This is a genomic window from Brevundimonas sp. (assembly GCF_044336875.1).
GTDB lineage: Bacteria > Pseudomonadota > Alphaproteobacteria > Caulobacterales > Caulobacteraceae > Brevundimonas.
Map to the genome: position 1 here is coordinate 1 of NZ_JBIIOP010000019.1, position 16,639 is coordinate 16,639.

General features: G+C 67.8%; 13 protein-coding genes. 5 read left to right on the forward strand and 8 right to left on the reverse strand.

Annotation, left to right across the window (positions count from 1 at the left end):
* A partial coding sequence (locus tag ACIQ1T_RS16235; RefSeq protein WP_395945594.1) for a DUF4402 domain-containing protein occupies positions 1-219 on the reverse strand: 219 nt, incomplete at its 3' end.
* 294 nt (positions 220-513) lie between these two features.
* Here ACIQ1T_RS16235 and gor point away from each other — a divergent pair.
* Positions 514-1,908 carry a glutathione-disulfide reductase gene (gor, locus tag ACIQ1T_RS16240; protein WP_395945595.1) on the forward strand — a complete coding sequence of 465 codons (1,395 nt, stop codon included), beginning with the start codon at positions 514-516 and terminating at the stop codon, positions 1,906-1,908.
* A 61-nt stretch (positions 1,909-1,969) separates the two neighbouring features.
* Here the strand turns inward: gor and ACIQ1T_RS16245 are convergent, their stop codons facing one another.
* Positions 1,970-3,553: a carboxylesterase/lipase family protein gene (locus tag ACIQ1T_RS16245; RefSeq protein ID WP_395945596.1), complete on the reverse strand. Its 1,584-nt coding sequence runs from the start codon at positions 3,551-3,553 to the stop codon at positions 1,970-1,972.
* A gap of 122 nt (positions 3,554-3,675) precedes the next feature.
* Here ACIQ1T_RS16245 and ACIQ1T_RS16250 point away from each other — a divergent pair, with 122 nt between their 5' ends.
* Together ACIQ1T_RS16250 and ACIQ1T_RS16255 are read left to right on the forward strand one after the other, a co-directional pair.
* Positions 3,676-5,184 carry a sensor histidine kinase gene (locus ACIQ1T_RS16250; RefSeq protein ID WP_395945597.1) on the forward strand — a complete coding sequence of 503 codons (1,509 nt, stop codon included), beginning with the start codon at positions 3,676-3,678 and terminating at the stop codon, positions 5,182-5,184.
* Positions 5,181-5,558 carry a response regulator gene (locus tag ACIQ1T_RS16255; RefSeq protein ID WP_395945598.1) on the forward strand — a complete coding sequence of 126 codons (378 nt, stop codon included), beginning with the start codon at positions 5,181-5,183 and terminating at the stop codon, positions 5,556-5,558. Before ACIQ1T_RS16250 ends, ACIQ1T_RS16255 begins: the two co-directional genes overlap by 4 nt.
* 3 nt (positions 5,559-5,561) lie before the next feature.
* On the opposite strand, the gene ACIQ1T_RS16260 is transcribed toward ACIQ1T_RS16255, so the two are convergent.
* The 6 genes from ACIQ1T_RS16260 to ACIQ1T_RS16285 are packed head-to-tail and all read right to left on the reverse strand — an operon-like array spanning position 5,562 to position 13,983.
* Positions 5,562-7,151: a phytoene desaturase family protein gene (locus ACIQ1T_RS16260; protein ID WP_395945599.1), complete on the reverse strand. Its 1,590-nt coding sequence runs from the start codon at positions 7,149-7,151 to the stop codon at positions 5,562-5,564.
* 39 nt (positions 7,152-7,190) lie between these two features.
* Complete coding sequence (locus ACIQ1T_RS16265; RefSeq protein ID WP_395945600.1) at positions 7,191-7,676, reverse strand: hypothetical protein; 486 nt, start codon at positions 7,674-7,676, stop codon at positions 7,191-7,193.
* 17 nt (positions 7,677-7,693) lie between these two features.
* Positions 7,694-10,657, reverse strand: a complete 2,964-nt coding sequence (locus ACIQ1T_RS16270; RefSeq protein WP_395945601.1) for a class I SAM-dependent DNA methyltransferase — start codon at positions 10,655-10,657, stop codon at positions 7,694-7,696.
* Between the two features lie 37 nt (positions 10,658-10,694).
* Entirely contained in the window at positions 10,695-11,906 is a 1,212-nt protein-coding gene (hutI, locus tag ACIQ1T_RS16275; RefSeq protein WP_395945602.1) for an imidazolonepropionase, read from the reverse strand.
* Positions 11,903-12,616, reverse strand: a complete 714-nt coding sequence (hutC, locus tag ACIQ1T_RS16280; RefSeq protein ID WP_395945603.1) for a histidine utilization repressor — start codon at positions 12,614-12,616, stop codon at positions 11,903-11,905. Before hutC ends, hutI begins: the two co-directional genes overlap by 4 nt.
* A complete protein-coding gene (locus ACIQ1T_RS16285; protein ID WP_395945604.1) occupies positions 12,613-13,983 on the reverse strand; it encodes a formimidoylglutamate deiminase in 1,371 nt (456 codons plus the stop codon). Before ACIQ1T_RS16285 ends, hutC begins: the two co-directional genes overlap by 4 nt.
* Before the next feature lie 96 nt (positions 13,984-14,079).
* Here ACIQ1T_RS16285 and hutG point away from each other — a divergent pair, with 96 nt between their 5' ends.
* Both hutG and hutU read left to right on the forward strand, forming a co-directional pair.
* On the forward strand, positions 14,080-14,898 hold the full coding sequence (gene hutG / locus ACIQ1T_RS16290) for an N-formylglutamate deformylase (RefSeq protein ID WP_395945605.1): 819 nt from the start codon (positions 14,080-14,082) through the stop codon (positions 14,896-14,898).
* A gap of 7 nt (positions 14,899-14,905) precedes the next feature.
* A complete protein-coding gene (gene hutU / locus ACIQ1T_RS16295) occupies positions 14,906-16,567 on the forward strand; it encodes a urocanate hydratase (protein ID WP_395945606.1) in 1,662 nt (553 codons plus the stop codon).
* Positions 16,568-16,639: the final 72 nt, after the last annotated feature.

The following is a 16,639-nucleotide window of genomic DNA, read 5'->3' on the forward strand; positions in this document are numbered from 1 at the left end:
GACCGAGCGGGCGCCGGCGGCCGAAACCACGGCGGTCCCGGAGCCGGAGGCCGGGCGAACCACGGTGCCGAACTTCAGGTCGGCGGTCTTGGTGATGGTCAGCGGGCGGATGACGGTGATCGAACCCGAGCCCGTGGTGGAGGCGGACGACTGGGCGAAGGCGGGGGCGGCGACGGCGGTCAGGACGACGGCGGCGACGGCGGCGAAGGTCTTGATCATGATGGTCTCCAACGGTGTGCCCTGGGGGCTGTGGATGGCTGCGTTGGGAGGTTGATCCGCCTCTCGACCGCCGCCGTCCAACCGCGGAACCCCGAAAACAGGCGAATTCTGCCTAAAGTTATAGGCTTCGGACCCATTTCCCGGGCCGTTTCCCCTGACGAACCCGGCGTTTCCGGCCTTGCCGCACCGCCGCCCGGCGCCTAAGTCGGGGCTCGATCCAGCGCTCCCGCGCTCGATTTCGGACATTTCAGACTATTCGGACTCTGTTTTTCGGAGTCCGAACCGGAGCCCCCGATGCCCCCCTCAGCGCCCAAGTACGACTACGACCTCTTCGTCATAGGCGCCGGCTCCGGGGGCGTCCGCGCCGCCCGCCTGACCGCCCTAGGCGGAAAGAAGGTGGCGGTGGCCGAAGAGTATCGCGTCGGCGGCACCTGCGTCATCCGGGGCTGCGTGCCCAAGAAGTTCATGGTCATGGCCTCAGAGGTCAGCCACGCGCTCGAGATCGCCGAGGGCTACGGCTGGTCCTTCGACAATGCGAAATTCGACTGGCCCACCTTCCTCCAGGCCAAGGACGTCGAGATCGCCCGTCTGTCCGGCATCTACGCCGCCAACCTGGGCAAGGCCGGGGTCGAACTGGTCCACGGCCGCGCCGTGCTGAAGGACGCCCATACGGTCGAGATCCTCGGCAAGAACCAGACCTTCACCGCCGAGAAGATCCTGATCGCCACCGGCGGCCGCCCGTGGAAGCCGGAAAGCCTGCCGGGCATCGAACACGCCATCACCTCGGAAGAGGCCTTCCACCTGCCCGAACTGCCGAAACGCATCCTGATCGCGGGCGGCGGCTATATCGCGGTCGAGTTCGCCGGCATCTTCGCCGGTCTGGGCGTCGAGACCACCCTGATCTATCGCGGCCCCAACATTCTGCGCGGCTTCGACGACGACGTGCGCGCCCATCTGGCCGGCGAGATCGAAAAGCGCGGCGTCAAGGTCATCCTGGGCTGCCAGCACGAGAGCATCGAGAAGACGGACAGCGGACTGGTCAACCACCTCGAAAACGGCATGAAGATCGAGACCGACGTGGTCCTGTTCGCCACCGGCCGCATCCCCCACGTCAAGGAACTGGGCCTGGAACAGGCTGGCGTCGAGCTCAACGACGAGGGGGCGATCAAGGTCGATCCCTATTCCAAGACCACGGCCGACAACATCTGGGCCATCGGCGACGTCACCGACCGGATGAACCTGACCCCCGTCGCCATCCGCGAGGCGGTCGCCTTCCACCAGACCGTCTATCGCGACAATCCGCAGCATTTCGACTACGAGGCGGTCGCCACCGCCGTCTTCAGCCAGCCGCCGGTCGGGGTGGTCGGCCTGACCGAGGCCGAGGCCCGCCGGTCCTGCTCGGCCGGCGTCGACGTCTATGTGACCCGCTTCCGCCCGATGAAATACGCCTTCACCGGCTCGGAGGAGCGGGTCCTGATGAAACTGGTCGTCGACGCCGACACCCAGCGCGTCGTCGGGGTCCATATCGTCGGCCCGGAAAGCCCGGAGATGATCCAGCTGGCCGCCATCGCCGTGAAGGCCGGCCTGACCAAGGCCCAGTGGGACGCCACCTGCGCCGTCCACCCGACCATGGCCGAGGAACTGGTCACCTTGAAAGAGAAGCAGTCGAACGCGACCTCGGCGGGGTAAGCCTCCCCGTCATCCTCGGGGCAGGCCCGAGGATGACGGCAATCGCGAACTGATCGCCCGCCTATTTCTTCTTCATTTCAATGACTTGTGCCGGTTTCGCGACGATGTGCGGCCGTTCGCGGAACAGCTCGATCAGGTCCAGCCGCCCGGTCTCCGGAACCGGCGTCGCCGCCGCCCCCTCGCTGCGGAACATCATCAGCCGCGTGTCCCCGCCAACGGCGCGCGGCCAGTCGGGTCGGCCCACGCCATTCGGATCGCCTGATCGGGCGAAGGCGGTCCAGTAGCCCATCATCGTCTCCGACACGGCCCGGTCCGCGTCCCGTACCGGATAGGGCAGCAGCGGCAGGGTCCCGAACACATAGGGCCGCTCGATCGCATGGGTCGCCCCGCCGTGCGGCTCGGGATTGTCGGGCGAGGAGACGTCGAAGCGGAACAGATAGGCCGGCTGCCCTGCCGCCGAATGCAGCCGCGCCAGTCGCCGCGCCGGCTCCGAGAAGACCGCATCGGTGATGAAGCCCCGATCGAAGCCCGCCTCCCCGCCATAGGCCTGGGTTATCATGGCCCGTTCCAGCCAGGTCATGTCGTCGTCGATCATGCCGTAGCCGTTGCGGTCCGTCGGCTTCATCCACCAGAACTCGGCGCTGTTGGTGCCGATGATCAGGGGCACAGGCGCCTGACGCCCCGCGCGGAAGGCCGCCTCGACCGTCGAAGTGACGATCCGCCCGTCGATCAGGGTCAGGTCGCCGTTGGCGAAGACCGGCGCCGGGGTCAGCAGCCGCTCGACCGGCGCCGCCCTCAGATCCGCCGCCGTGACAAGATTATGCCCGTGGGCCCAGACCTCGCCCCGCTCCCGCGCCGACGGCAGGTCATAGGCCCCGCGCCGGTCCAGGGGCGTCTGCAGTTCGCGCCCCAGGCCCGACTGGACCACGGCCCGGTCGAACAGGCCCCGCGCCTCGGGCGAGATCATCATCCGCGTGACGATCGCCCCGCCCGCCGATTCCCCGAAGATGGTCACGTTCGCCGGATCACCGCCGAAGGCCGCGATATTGCCGCGCACCCACTTCAGCGCCGCGATCACGTCCATCAGGCCATAGTTGCCCGCCGCCTCGTTCACCGGCCGCTCGGCCGCCAGGGCCGGGTGGTCGAAGAAGCCCAGCCGTCCCAGTCGGTAGTTCAGCGTCACCACCACCATGCCTTTCCGGGCCAGGGGCGCGCCGTCGTACAGGGCCGCCGTGCCCGACCCGTTGACCAGGCCGCCGCCGTGGATCCAGACCATGACCGGCGCCGGCTCGGTCGTATCGGCCGGCCGCCAGACGTTCAGGTTCAGGCAGTCCTCGCTCATCGGCAGGGGGCCGACGCCCGGATCGCCCTGCGGCGTCGCCTGGGTGCAGATGGCCCCATAGGTCGAGGCGTCCCTCTGCCCCTCCCAAGTCGGGGCCGGACCGGGCGGCCGCCAGCGCCGCTCCGCCACCGGCGGGGCCGCATAGGGGATGTTCTTGAATGACGCGACATGGTCCTCGACGCGCCCGGCCAGCATCCCCTGCTCCACCTGGACGACAGGCGGGGCCGTGACGGTGACTAAGGGCTGGTCGGTCGGTTGAGCCATCATGAGGGAGAGGGTGGCCAAGGCGCCGGCGAATGTCATGCCCCGTTCTTAGCAAATCCTCCCGACAGGCCAATGACGATCGGGTGAAGCGCCGAATCTTGCGTACGGTGGCGAACCCTTTCGCCCTTCGAGCGTTGGGGGTGCGTGGGCTGGGGTATCGATTGACTGTCTTGCTGAAACCAGGCGCATCCGTCGCCGATCTGGCGTCCGCTTTCGAGGCTTCGCCCAATCCCTATATGCTGGTCACGCCCGACCTGCATATCGCAGAGGTCAACCAGGCCTATGCCGACGTCACGGGCTCGCGGCGCGACGAGATTCTGGGCAAGCCCCTGTTCGCCACCTTTGATTCCGGGCCCGGAGAAAACGCGCCCGAAAACGTGCGCCAGGTCCGCGCCTCGCTGGAAAAGGCCCGCGACACCCGCCAGCGCGACCATCTCGCCGTCGTCCGCTACGACATGCCGCGCGTCCTCGCCGACGGCAGCCAGGTGTTCGAGCAACGGATATGGAGCGCCACCCACACGCCCTTGCTGAACGCCGAGGGCGAGGTGGTTCTGCTGCTCCAGCACACTATGGATGTCACCGACCTGTCGCCGTCGATCCGCTCCGACGAGCCGACCACAGCGCTGGACGCCATCGTCGGCGGCTCGGTGCTTCGCCGGGCGCAGTCGGTCCAGGAGGACAACCGCCGCCTCGAGACCGAACGCAATCGCCTGGTCGAAATGTTCATGCAGGCGCCCGGCTTTGTCGCCATCCTGTCCGGGCCGAACCATGTCTTCCAGATGCACAACGACGCCTACAGCCAGATCGTCGGTCGTCGCGACGTCTCGGGCCTTCCCGTCCGCGAAGCCCTGCCGGAACTGGTGGGTCAGGGCTATTACGAATTCCTCGACACGGTCTTCGCCACCGGCGAACCCTTCGAGGGACGAGAGAGCCAGATCCAGTTGCAGCGTTCGCCCGACGGCCCGCTGGAGACCCTCTATCTGAACTTCATCTACCAGCCGATCCGCGACGAGGCGGGCGCCGTCGCCGGCATCTTCGTCCAGGGGCACGACGTCACCGACAGCGTCCTCGCCGACCAGCGCCAGAAGTTGATGATCGACGAACTGAACCATCGGGTGAAGAACACCCTGGCCACCGTCCAGTCGATCGCCATCCAGACCGCGCGCTCGCATGTGGACCCCGTCACCTTCGCCGAGACCTTCCAGTCTCGGATCATGGCCCTGTCCCACACCCACAACCTGCTGACCCGGACGCATTGGGAAGGCGCTGATCTGCGCGCCATGCTGGAGCACGAGACCGACGCCTTCGGTCCCACCCGCATCAGCCTGAACGGCCCGGCCGTGGCGCTGGAGCCGGCGACGGCCCTTTCCCTGGGAATGATCTTCCACGAACTGGCCACCAACGCCGCCAAATACGGCGCCCTGTCGACGCCGGATGGTCGGGTGCTGATCGACTGGGCGCTGGCGGATCAGCGCGACCGCAAACTGAAGCTCGCCTGGCGTGAACTGGACGGCCCGAAGGTTACGCCACCGGACAGAAGGGGCTTCGGTAGTCGCTTGATAGAACGAAACATTCGCCACGATCTGGCGGGCGAGATCGATCTGGTCTACGCCACCAGTGGATTGATTGCGGAACTGACGGTTCCGCTCGACAGGACGCCCGCCCCATGACCCAACCCTTGAACGGCCGCCGCGTTCTTGTCGTGGAAGACGAGTCCCTCGTCGCCATGCTGCTCGAGACGATCCTCGAGGATATGGGCTGCACCCCGGTCGGTCCCGTCGCCAACATCGACGACGGCGAGGCCATGGCTCGCGATACGGCCGATCTCGACGCCGCCCTGCTGGACGTCAATGTCGCCGGCCGTCAGGTCTTCCCCGTCGCCGAGGCGCTGAGAGCACGCGGCGTGCCCTTCGTCTTCTCCACCGGCTACGGCGAAGGCGGCCTGCCCGAGGAATGGCGCGGCAACACCACGATCCAGAAGCCCTTTACCGAGGCCGCCGTCCGCGACGCCCTGATGAAGGCCATGGGCGTCGCCGAGGCCTAGTCTTCACAACCGGCGTCTGAAATCCTTCAGGACTGCTCTGGCCGCATTATGCCCCGGCGCCCCGGTCACCCCGCCGCCGGGATGCGCCCCAGATCCACACAGATACAGGCCTGGGACGGGCATGCGGTGATCGGCGTGACCCAGGACGGGCCGGGCGCTGAACAACTGATCCAGGGTCAGCCGCCCATGGAAGATGTCGCCGCCGACCAGACCGAACCGCCGTTCCAGGTCGCGCGGCCCCAACGCCAACCGCCCGACGACGGAGGCCCTGAAGCCCGGCGCGTGGCGCTCGACCGTCTCGATCATCAGATCCGCCACCGTCTCGCGGTGGGCGTCCTCCAGGTCCGGCGAGACATGCTGGCAGAACAGGCTGGCGACATGCTGATCCTTGGGCGCCAGACTGTCGTCCAGGGTCGACGGGATCAGCATCTCGACGATGGGTCTCGACGACCAGCCGTTCAACCGCGCCTCGGCATGGGCCCGGTCCATATAGGCCAGACTGGGAGCGATGATGATCCCGGCCGTCAGATGGTCGCCTGGCCGAGGCAGGGCCGTGAACCGGGGCAGTTCCGACAGGGCGAGGTTCATCCGAAACGTCCCCGATCCCGACGTGTAACGCCCCAGCCGCTCGGTGAAGTCCGTCGGGACCACGGCCGGATCGACCAGACGGTCGAACATCAGCCGGGGGTGAAGATTCGAAACCACGGCGAGCGCCCGAACGGTGTCGCCGCCTTCCGTCACCGCCCCGACCGCGCGGCCCTTCTCGGTCAGCACCTGAGTAACCGCCGTGTCCAGCCGGACTTGGACGCCCTGTTCAGCGCAGGCGGCCGCCATGGCCTGGGTGATGGCGCCCATGCCGCCCACTGCGTGACCCCATGCGCCCTTCTTCCCGTTCACCACGCCGAAGACATGGTGCAGCAGCACATAGGCCGAACCCGGCGTATAGGGACTGGCGTAGTTGCCGACCACGCTGTCGAAACCGAACAGGGCCTTGATCGGATCGCTGTCGAACCATCCGTCCAGCCAGTCGCCGGCCGACTTGGCGAAAAGGTCCAGCAGATCACGCTGCGCGGTCTGATCCAGGCCCGCCACGCGCCGTCCGACGGCCCCGGCCTTCAAAATCTCCGGCAAGGCCGCCAGCCATCCGCCTTCGGCGACATTGGGCGGGGCCTGCAGGATGAGGTCGCGCAGGATCGACGCCACCGTCTCGAGCCGCGCCTCATAGGCCTCCAACCGGCTCGCATCCCGTGTCGAGAATTTAGCTACCTCGGTCCGGGTCCGTCCCTCCCCCGCCGCCAGATAGCGCCCATCCTCAAGTGGCAGGAAGTTCGCCATCCGCCTCTCGACCACCCGCAGGCCATGGCGCGCCAAATCCATGTCGGCGATGATCCTGGGGTTCAGCAGGCTGACCGTGTAGCTCGCGGTCGAGTTACGGAACCCGGGGTGGAATTCCTCGGTCACCGCCGCTCCGCCGACGACCGGACGTCGCTCCAGCACCGTTACCTTCAACCCGGCCCGCGCCAGATAGAAGGCGCACACCAGGCCGTTGTGGCCCCCGCCCAGGATGACGACGTCCGTCTCTGTCTTCGCCATACGGCCCTCCGGCGCCAAGGCTTAGCACCGTTCGCCGGATCAGCCAGAGCCTGCCCGTCGCGGCGCGAACCAGCCGCGCTCGGACCGCTGCACGGCGCCCGAGACGGCGAGCACCGCCAGAGTATGTTCGATGGTCCGCGTCTTGCGCAGTCCACCGCCGTCGAAGACGGCCGCCAGATCACCCGGCCGCATCGGCACGCCCGAGCGACGCAGGCTGGACAGCAGGGCCGAGGCAAGAGGGCCCGGCGCGTCCGGCAGACGTGGGCGGCGAATCTCGGAGACGAGAACAGCCTCGGTCTGCACAGACGCCGGCCCTAGCCTTATCCGCCCGGCCTGGAAGTCGGGTCGGACGAACCGCACCAGGCCTCTCACCTCCTCTTCCGCCCGCTCATGATTCAGCCGCTTCAGTCGTGTCGCCATCTCGGTGTCCGAAAGACCGTCGGGCCAGCCATAGGCCAGGGCCGTCACCGCATCGATCCGGTGATGCAGGTGATCGAGAATGCCGATGCGGCCTGTCTCATGCACGTCCCGCTCAAGCTCGCTCAACGGAGCCGGATCATCGCGTCGGCGCGGGCGTTGTAGAGCCCGGTCATGGTCAGGGCCGGATGATCCGCCATCACCCGCGCCCGGGTCGCATCCAGTTCTTCGCCCAGCGCCGCCAGTTCCGCCTGCCGGGCCGGTGTAAGCTCCGGGAACGGAAACCGGTCGAAACAAGCGCCTTTCACATAGACGGCCTCGCGCCGGTATTCGCCGATCCGCCCGGCGTTGGCGGCGAACCACGCCCGGTGCGCGCGTGACGAAAGCACGGCGAGAGTCGCTGGATCGTCGCTGGCGATCACCACCAGCTTGTTGTCCGGCAGGGTGGCTGCGTCGAGAAAGCGGAACCAGCGATGTTTGGCCGTCTCGACCGTGACGATGTAGCGGCCCAATCCCTCCAGCGCCGTCCTCAGTTCTCGGCGCGGCTCGCCAAAGGTCCACCAGTTGTCGCGGTATGAGGCGCGGTTGTTGCGGTCACGCTCCGGCTTCACCGTCTCCAGCAGGTGCTGGTAGATCGCCGGGTGGCGACGACGGACCTCCGCCTCGTCCCAGCCGAACAGATCGATCACCTCGAAACCCCGCGCCCGGTCCGCCAGATCCCGCCCGTTGCGATAGGCCCGCAGCGGTGACGGCGCATCGGCTTCTGACCCGCTCAGCAAGGCGCGTCCCCGCGCCGGACTGACCATGAAGCCCGCCCCCATCAGTTGAACGCCTCGGTAGGCCAGACCCGCATTGGCCTTCAGATCCACCGCGCCGGTCAGGCCGGTGTCGATCATCAGATCCGCGCCGATGACGCCCTGCCGTTCGACGAACTCGAGGCGGGGAAGGTCCGTGTCGAGATCCGCCTCGCCGACCACGCCCAGCCAACGACCTTGCCCGTCCGGCTCGCCCCGCTCAGCCACCGACATGGCGATACGAACATCCGCTCGCCCCGCGCCGGCAATCCACGGATGATCCGGGATGGCGAACACCAGCCGCATCGGCGGGCGACGTGCGAGATGATGCTCCATGACCCGGCGGGAGAAGGTCTGGGTCACGGAATTAGTGGTGATGAAGCCGAACCGTCGCAGGGACGAGCCTTTGCGGATCAGGATCTCCGCCGCCCGGTCCCACCAGGCCGTCACCAGATCCGCCGAGCGAAACCGCCCGCCCCGTATCGCGGCGAGAGCCTCGACATAGCCGTCGCCCAGTTCCGCCCTCAGATCCTTTCCACCGATGAAGGGCGGGTTTCCGATGATGAAATGGACTTCGGGCCATGGCGTCGGCCGGGGATCGACATAGTGTTCGACCTCGCGGTCGCCCCGGCCCTCGAACAGACCGACCGGCCGTGTCAGCGCCCGCCCCGCAGCGTCGCGCGCGAGCTCGACCCGCGAAGAAGTAATCAGGGCGTCGGTCCGGATGACGCGGCGGAAATCCTTTAGGATCGGCTCGGACGGCTGGGCGTCGCCGAACAGGCGGAAATGCCATTGAAGATAGCCGATCCACATTACCATCTCGGCGATCCAGGCGGCATAGGCGTTCTTCTCCAGCCCTTGGAACTGCTCCGGGCTGACCACGTGTCCCTCCAGACCCAGGCGGCCCTGCGCCTCGCCCATCTCGGACAGGACGCCGAGCACCTCGCCCTCCAGTTCCTTGATCATCCGCATGGCGACATAGAGGAAGTTGCCGGTGCCGCAGGCCGGATCCAACACCCGCACGCGACACAACTGGTCGTGGAAGTCGCGGACCATGCGGCGCGCGCCCTTGACGTCTCCGTCCAGGTGGAGGCCGAGCGCCTGAGCCTCGACCGCTTCCCAGTCCGCCCGCAGGGGCTCCATGATCGTAGGCTCGACCAGCCGTTCGACATAGGCGCGCGGGGTATAGTGTGCGCCGAGTTCGGCCCGCTCGGCCGGATCCAGCGCCTGTTCCAGCAGGGCGCCGAAGATGGCGGGCTCGACCATGGCCCAATCGCATCTGGCCGCCGCGATCAGGGCCTCAAGCTCTTGTTCAGTTACCGGTATCGGATCGACCGTCTTGAACAGACCGCCGTTGAACCGCCGGATGCGCTGCTGGGTGGCCAGGCAGTGACCGCCCCTGTCCATTGTGCCGAAGAAGACCCGCGCCGCCTCATGGAACCGATCGGCCTTGCCCCGATAGGACTCAAGAAAATGCAGAAAGCCCCGATCGTCGATCAGGCCGACGCTGTCCGCAAACATCGCGAAGATGCACTGCATGACGAACAGGGCGGTCTGACTGCTGCGGGCGGCGCGGACCGCGCGGTCATCTGTCGATTGTGACTCGCGTTGACGGATGGAGCGCACCAACCAGGCTAGGCGGACGGCGATCCCGGTCGTGACTTCCGCCACATGGGCGGCGGGATCCAGAGACATCGGATCGGTCCAGACGCGCAGCAGCCGATCCCGCACCTCCGGGGCCCGCAACTGGTCCAGGTCGATGCGATAGCTGGCCCGATCCGGGAACGGCGCATAGGCCTTGCCCTGACGCGCGAAGTCCGACCACAGCTCGATCGACCGCCCGACATCGACCACGACCAGAAAGGGCGGCCATTCGTCCAGGGCCTTGGCGTAGTTCTCGGCCTGTCGCTTCGCCGCCCGCATCAACCGGTCCAGAGTATCCGGCGACGGGCCCTGTCGCTTCCGCGTCGACTGGGCGAACAGGGCCAGTTGCACTGCGGGGTCCAGTGGCCCGCCGTCTCGCCGTTTCAGCGACTGCTTGGCCTCCAGGACGAAGCATCCGCGCTTGGCGCAGTCGATATAGCCCGGGTGACTAGCGCCGTCCTCGTGCACGAACCGGACGGGCCGTTCGAAACAATAGTCGAGATCGCCCATCCGCTCGTCGTCCGGCGCTGGCGCGCCAACCAACCGGCATAGCTGGATGATGAAAGTCTGGTACTGCGCCCGTTCGCTGATCGGCGCTCCGGCCCAGTGAGCGATGAAGGCTTCGACATCTTCTGATTGCTTCCAAACCATGAAAGCAACCTAGAGTTAATATCAAGCAGAATGCAATCTAGGATCGCACGCCATTGATCCATCTCGCGTGCAGCATCGGCTTGCCGAGCCAGTAGGACAGCTCGGCCGGGCGTCCGATGTTCCAGGCCGCCAGGTCAGCCGTATTGCCGATCTCCAGAGCGCCGAGCCTGTCCAACAGCCCCAGGGCGCGGGCCGCCTCGCGCGTCGCACCGGCCAATGTTTCCTCCGGGGTCAGGCGGAATTGGACGCAGGCCAGGTTCAAGGCGGCGGTCATCGACGCGAGCGGCGAAGTGCCCGGATTGCAGTCCGTCGCCACCGCCATCCGCACTCCGTGAGCGCGCAGGAGGTCGACCGGCGGCGCCTTGGTCTCACGCAGCATAAGGAAGGCGCCGGGCAGAAGCACCGCGACCACGCCGGCCTGGGCCATCGCCGCGATCCCCGCTTCAGTCGCATGTTCGATATGGTCGGCTGACAAGGCTTGATGCTGCGCCGCCAGAGCCGCCCCGCCGCCATCGGACAACTGGTCGGCGTGCAGCTTCACCGGCAGACCCAGCGCCCGGGCCTTGTCGAACAGGCGCGACACTTCTCCGGTCGAGAAGGCAATGGGTTCACAATAGGCGTCCACCGCATCGACCAGACCCTCGGCATGGGCCGCCGGCAGGATGTCGTCCACAGCCTTGTCCACATAGGCGGCACGGTCGTAACGGTGTTCGGGCGGCACGGCGTGCAGCCCCAGATAGGAGGTCCGGACCCGCACCCCGCCCTCGCGGCCGATGCGCCGGGCGACGCGCAGCATCTTCAATTCGCTGTCCCGGTCCAGGCCGTAGCCGGACTTGATCTCGACGGTGGTGACCCCGGTGGTCTTCAGCCCCTCCAGCCGGGCCATGGCCGAGGCGAACAGCTCGTCTTCCGACGCCGCCCGCGTGGCCCTGACCGAGGAGACGATGCCGCCTCCCGCGCGGGCGATCTCCTCGTAGGTCGCGCCGCCCAGTCTCTGTTCGAATTCGCCCGAACGGTCGCCGCCGAACACCAGATGGGTGTGGCAGTCGATCAGGCCGGGCGTGATCCAGCGCCCGTCCAGCCGTTCGATCTCAACCGCTTCGATCCTCGGCATGTCCGTGCGCGCGCCGATCCAGACGATCCGCCCGTCCGCAATGGCTACGGCGGCGTCCTCGACGGCCCCATAGGGCGCGCCGCCCTCGACCATAGTCGCGACATGGCAGTTGATCAGCAGGCGGTCGACCTTCATCGGTTCGGCTCCTTGGCGGAGAAATGGGCCACCAGATCATAGCGGTCGCCAGGGAAGATCTGACGCACCCGCGTCACCCCCTGCCCGTCCCGCCAGGTCCGCCGTTCGACGGTCAGACAGGCCGCGCCGGGCTTGATCTTCAGCTGCCGGGCGGTCGCGGCGTCAGCCTCCATCGCCCCGATCCGGTTCTCGGCCTCGGTCCAGGGCTCGTAGTCCAGCAGCCAGCTACCGGGCGGCACGGTGCGGAAGTCCACCTTGGCCGCCTGGGGCGTGGCGACCAGGGCGATCAGCCGGTGTTCCAGCGCCAGTGGCGAGCCGTCGGCGCTGTGTAGACAGGTCAGGGCCAACAGCCGCCCACCCGACGCCAGATCGATCTCGGCCAGACTGTCCGCTTCTCGCTCGACCCGCTCCAGCAGTTTGTAATCATAGACCTGCCCCCTTTCCTTCACCTCGGCGCGCAGGTCGGGAATGGCCAGGAAGGCGGCGTGGGCCTTGGGCTGGGCGACGAAGGTGCCGGCGCGTCGACGACGGGTCACCAGGCCCCGCCCCGCCAGTTCGGAGATCGCCTTGGACACCGTCATCCGAGAACAGCCGTAATGGGTCGTCAGCTCGTGCTCGAACGGGATCCGGTCGCCGGGGGCCAGGTCGCCGGACAGGATCCGCCCCTCGAGGTCGGCGTAGATCCGGCGATGAAGCGGTTCGGCGCTCATCCCAGCACCTTGTTCAGAGCCGTCCGATACCGCGCCTCGATCCGGTCACGCGCGACGTGACGGCCGTTCCGCACCACCTCCTCGCCCGCCCGCCAGACCGACGCGATGGAGCCGGTCGGGGCGCCGAAGATCCAGCTGTCCAGCACAGCGTCGCCCGTCCGTCCGGCGAAGACGGATCCGCTGACGTCCAGCGACACCAGATCCGCCGCAGCGCCAACGACCAGACCGCCTGTAGCGCCACCCGCCTGCTCGCCCCCGGCCAGAGCCCGCTCGAACAGGGCGCGGCCGGTCGAACGGGCCGGATCGGCCATGACCGCCCGCCCGCGTAGCGACAGACGCTGGCTGTATTCCAGCATCCTCAGTTCCTCGGCCAGGCCGATCTGGACATTGGAATCCGTCCCGACCCCGAACCGTCCGCCGTTCCGCACGAAGTCCGCCGCCGGGAAGATCCCGTCGCCCAGATTGGCCTCGGTGATCGGACACAGACCGACGACGGCGCCGCGTTCGGCCACGCCACGCCATTCCGCCTCGGTCACATGGGTCGAATGGATCAGGCACCAACGCGGATCGACGGGGGCGTTGGCCAGCAGCCACTCCACCGGCCGCGCTCCCGACCAGGCCAGACAGTCGTCCACCTCCTTCGTCTGTTCGGCGATGTGGATGTGGATCGGCCCGCCGCCCGCAAGGCCGGGCATGGTCGCCAATTCCTCGGGCGTGACGGCGCGCAGGCTGTGGGGCGCCACGCCGACGACGGCGTCCGGCAGGTCCGCCGTCAGGGTGCGACAACGGCCGACCAGATCGGCGAACCCGTCCAGATGGTTGATGAACCGCCTCTGTCCATGCGTCGGCGCCTGCCTGCCGAACCCGGCGTGGGCGTAGAAGACCGGCAGCAGGGTCAGGGCGATCCCGGTCGCCTGGGCCGCCGCGACGATCCGCCCGGCGATCTCTCCCAGGTCGGCATAGGCCGCGCCGGTCGGGTCGTTGTGCAGATAGTGGAACTCGGCGACGCGGGTGAAACCGCCCTCCAGCATCTCGGCGAAGGCCAGGGCCGTGATCGCCTCGATCTCGTCCGGCCCGCCCCGGTCGAGGAAGCGATACATCAACTCGCGCCACGTCCAGAAATCGTCGTCGGCCCCGCTCTGGTTTTGTGGCCCGCGCGCCTCGGTCAGACCGGCCATGGCCCGCTGGAAGGCGTGGCTGTGCACATTGGCCACGCCCGGCAGGGCGACGCCGCCGCCTTCGTCCGTCGCCGCTCGGGCGACGCCTGTCGTGATGGAGACGATCCGCCCGCCGTCGACGCCGATCCGCACATCGCGCGCCCAGCCGTCCGGCGTCAGGGCCGCCTGGAACCAAAGGGTGCGATCCACAGGCTGCGGCTCAGGGCTCACTGGACAGGTCCGTCTCGTTACGATCAATATGTCTAGACATAGCACGACCATCCGATTTGGCGAGGGAGGCTGACGATGCAGAACTGGCTGACCGTCCACGAGGGTTCGGCGCCGCTGGTGATCGGCCTGCCGCACACCGGGACCAACATCCCCGAGGCGATCGAGGCGCGGATGACTTCGCCCTGGCTCGCGCGCAAGGACGCTGACTGGTGGGTGGACCGTCTCTACGACTTCGCTGTCGACATGGGGGCGACCCTGGTGCGGACGGCGATCTCGCGCAGCGTCATCGACGTGAATCGCGATCCGTCCGGCGCCTCCCTCTATCCGGGCATGACGACCACGGGCCTGTGCCCGACCGAGACCTTCGACGGCGAGCCCCTCTATCGCCCCGGCCAGGAACCGGACGCCTCCGAGATCGAGCGGCGCCGCGCAACCTGGTTCGACCCCTATCACGCCGCGCTACAGGGCCAGATCGACCGGCTGCGCACTCAAGGCCCCGTCGTCCTCTACGACGCCCATTCGATCCGCTCGGTCGTGCCGCGCCTGTTCGACGGCGAACTGCCCCAGTTCAATATCGGCGACAACGACGGCGCCACCTGCGCCCCCGAACTGACCCGCGCCGTCGCCGGAGCCTGCGCCGAGAGCGGCTTGAGCCAGGTCGTCAACGGTCGCTTCAAGGGCGGCTGGACCACCCGCCACTATGGGCGTCCGGAGACCGGCGTCCACGCCATCCAGATGGAGCTTGCGGACCGGGGCTATATCCTCGACCCGGCCGGTCCGGTGTCCGCCGACAACTGGCCCAGCCCCTACGAGCCCGAACGGGCGGAGGCGATGCGGACCCATCTGCGCCGCGTCCTGACCGCCTGCATCGCCTTTGTCCAGACCCGCGAGTGAGCGCCCGATGAACACGCCCAACGCCCGTATCGTCCGCAGCCCGCGCGGCCCGGAGAAGACCGCCAAGACCTGGGTGGCCGAGGCGGCCCTGCGGATGCTGATGAACAACCTCGACCCCGAGGTGGCCGAACGGCCGCAGGACCTGGTCGTCTATGGCGGGATCGGCAAGGCGGCGCGCGACTGGGCCGCGTTCGACAAGATTGTCGAGAGCCTGCAGGCGCTGGAGGCCGACGAGACCCTGCTGGTCCAGTCGGGCAAACCGGTCGGGGTCTTCCGCACCCATGCCGACGCGCCGCGCGTCCTGATCGCCAACTCCAACCTGGTGCCCAAATGGGCGACCTGGGAGCATTTCGGCGAACTCGATCGCAAGGGGCTGATGATGTACGGCCAGATGACGGCCGGGTCGTGGATCTACATCGGCACCCAGGGCATCGTCCAAGGCACCTACGAGACCTTCATGGAGGCCGGTCGCCAGCATCACGGCGGCGACTGGTCGGGCAAATGGATCCTGACCGCCGGTCTGGGCGGCATGGGCGGCGCCCAGGCACTGGCCGCGACCATGGCCGGCGCGTCGTGCCTGGCGATCGAATGCCAGCGCAGCCGGATCGAGATGCGGCTGAAGACCCGCTATCTCGACGTCATGGCCGAGACCCTGGACGAGGCTTTGGCCCTGATCGAGACGGCCAAGGAAACCGGAAAACCCATATCGGTCGGTCTATTGGGCAATGCAGCGGATGTTCTGCCCGAACTGGTCCGGCGCGGCGTACGGCCCGATCTGGTCACCGACCAGACCAGCGCCCACGATCTGGTCAACGGCTATCTGCCCGCCGGCTGGACCGTCGCCGAATGGGAGGACAAACGCGTTGGCGATCCTGCCGCCGTCACGACGGCCGCACGCAACTCCATCGTCGCCCACGTCCAGGCCATGCTCGACTTCCAGGCCGCCGGGGTTCCGGTCGTCGACTACGGCAACAACATCCGCCAGGTCGCCTTCGACGAGGGCGTGGCGAACGCCTTCGACTTCCCCGGCTTCGTACCCGCCTATATCCGCCCGCTGTTCTGCCGGGGGATCGGCCCCTTCCGCTGGGCCGCCCTGACCGGCGATCCCGATGATATTCGCAAGACCGACGCGGCGATGAAGCGGCTTTTCCCCGATAACGCCGGCCTGCACCGATGGCTGGACATGGCTAAAGAACGTATTGCATTCCAGGGGCTTCCGGCCCGTATCTGCTGGATCGGTTTGGGCGATCGTCACCGCGCCGGACTGATGTTCAACGAAATGGTCGCCTCAGGCGAACTGTCCGGCCCCATCGTCATCGGTCGGGACCATCTGGACAGCGGCTCGGTCGCCAGCCCGAACCGCGAGACCGAGGCCATGATGGACGGCTCGGACGCCGTGTCCGACTGGCCCCTGCTGAACGCCCTGCTGAACACGGCCTCGGGCGCCAGCTGGGTGTCGCTGCACCACGGCGGCGGGGTCGGCATGGGCTATTCCCAGCACTCGGGCGTGGTCATTGTCGCCGACGGCACGGACGAGGCGGCGAAACGGCTGGAGCGCGTCCTGTGGAACGACCCGGCGACGGGGGTCATGCGCCACGCCGACGCCGGCTACGAGATCGCCCGCGCCGCCGCGCGCGAGCACGAACTCAAGCTCCCCTCGCTCAAATGACCCTCTCCCGGCGGGACAGGGAGACCGCGCACGGCGGCGTAGCCGTCGTTCTGGCGCAGTCGGGTGAGGGCT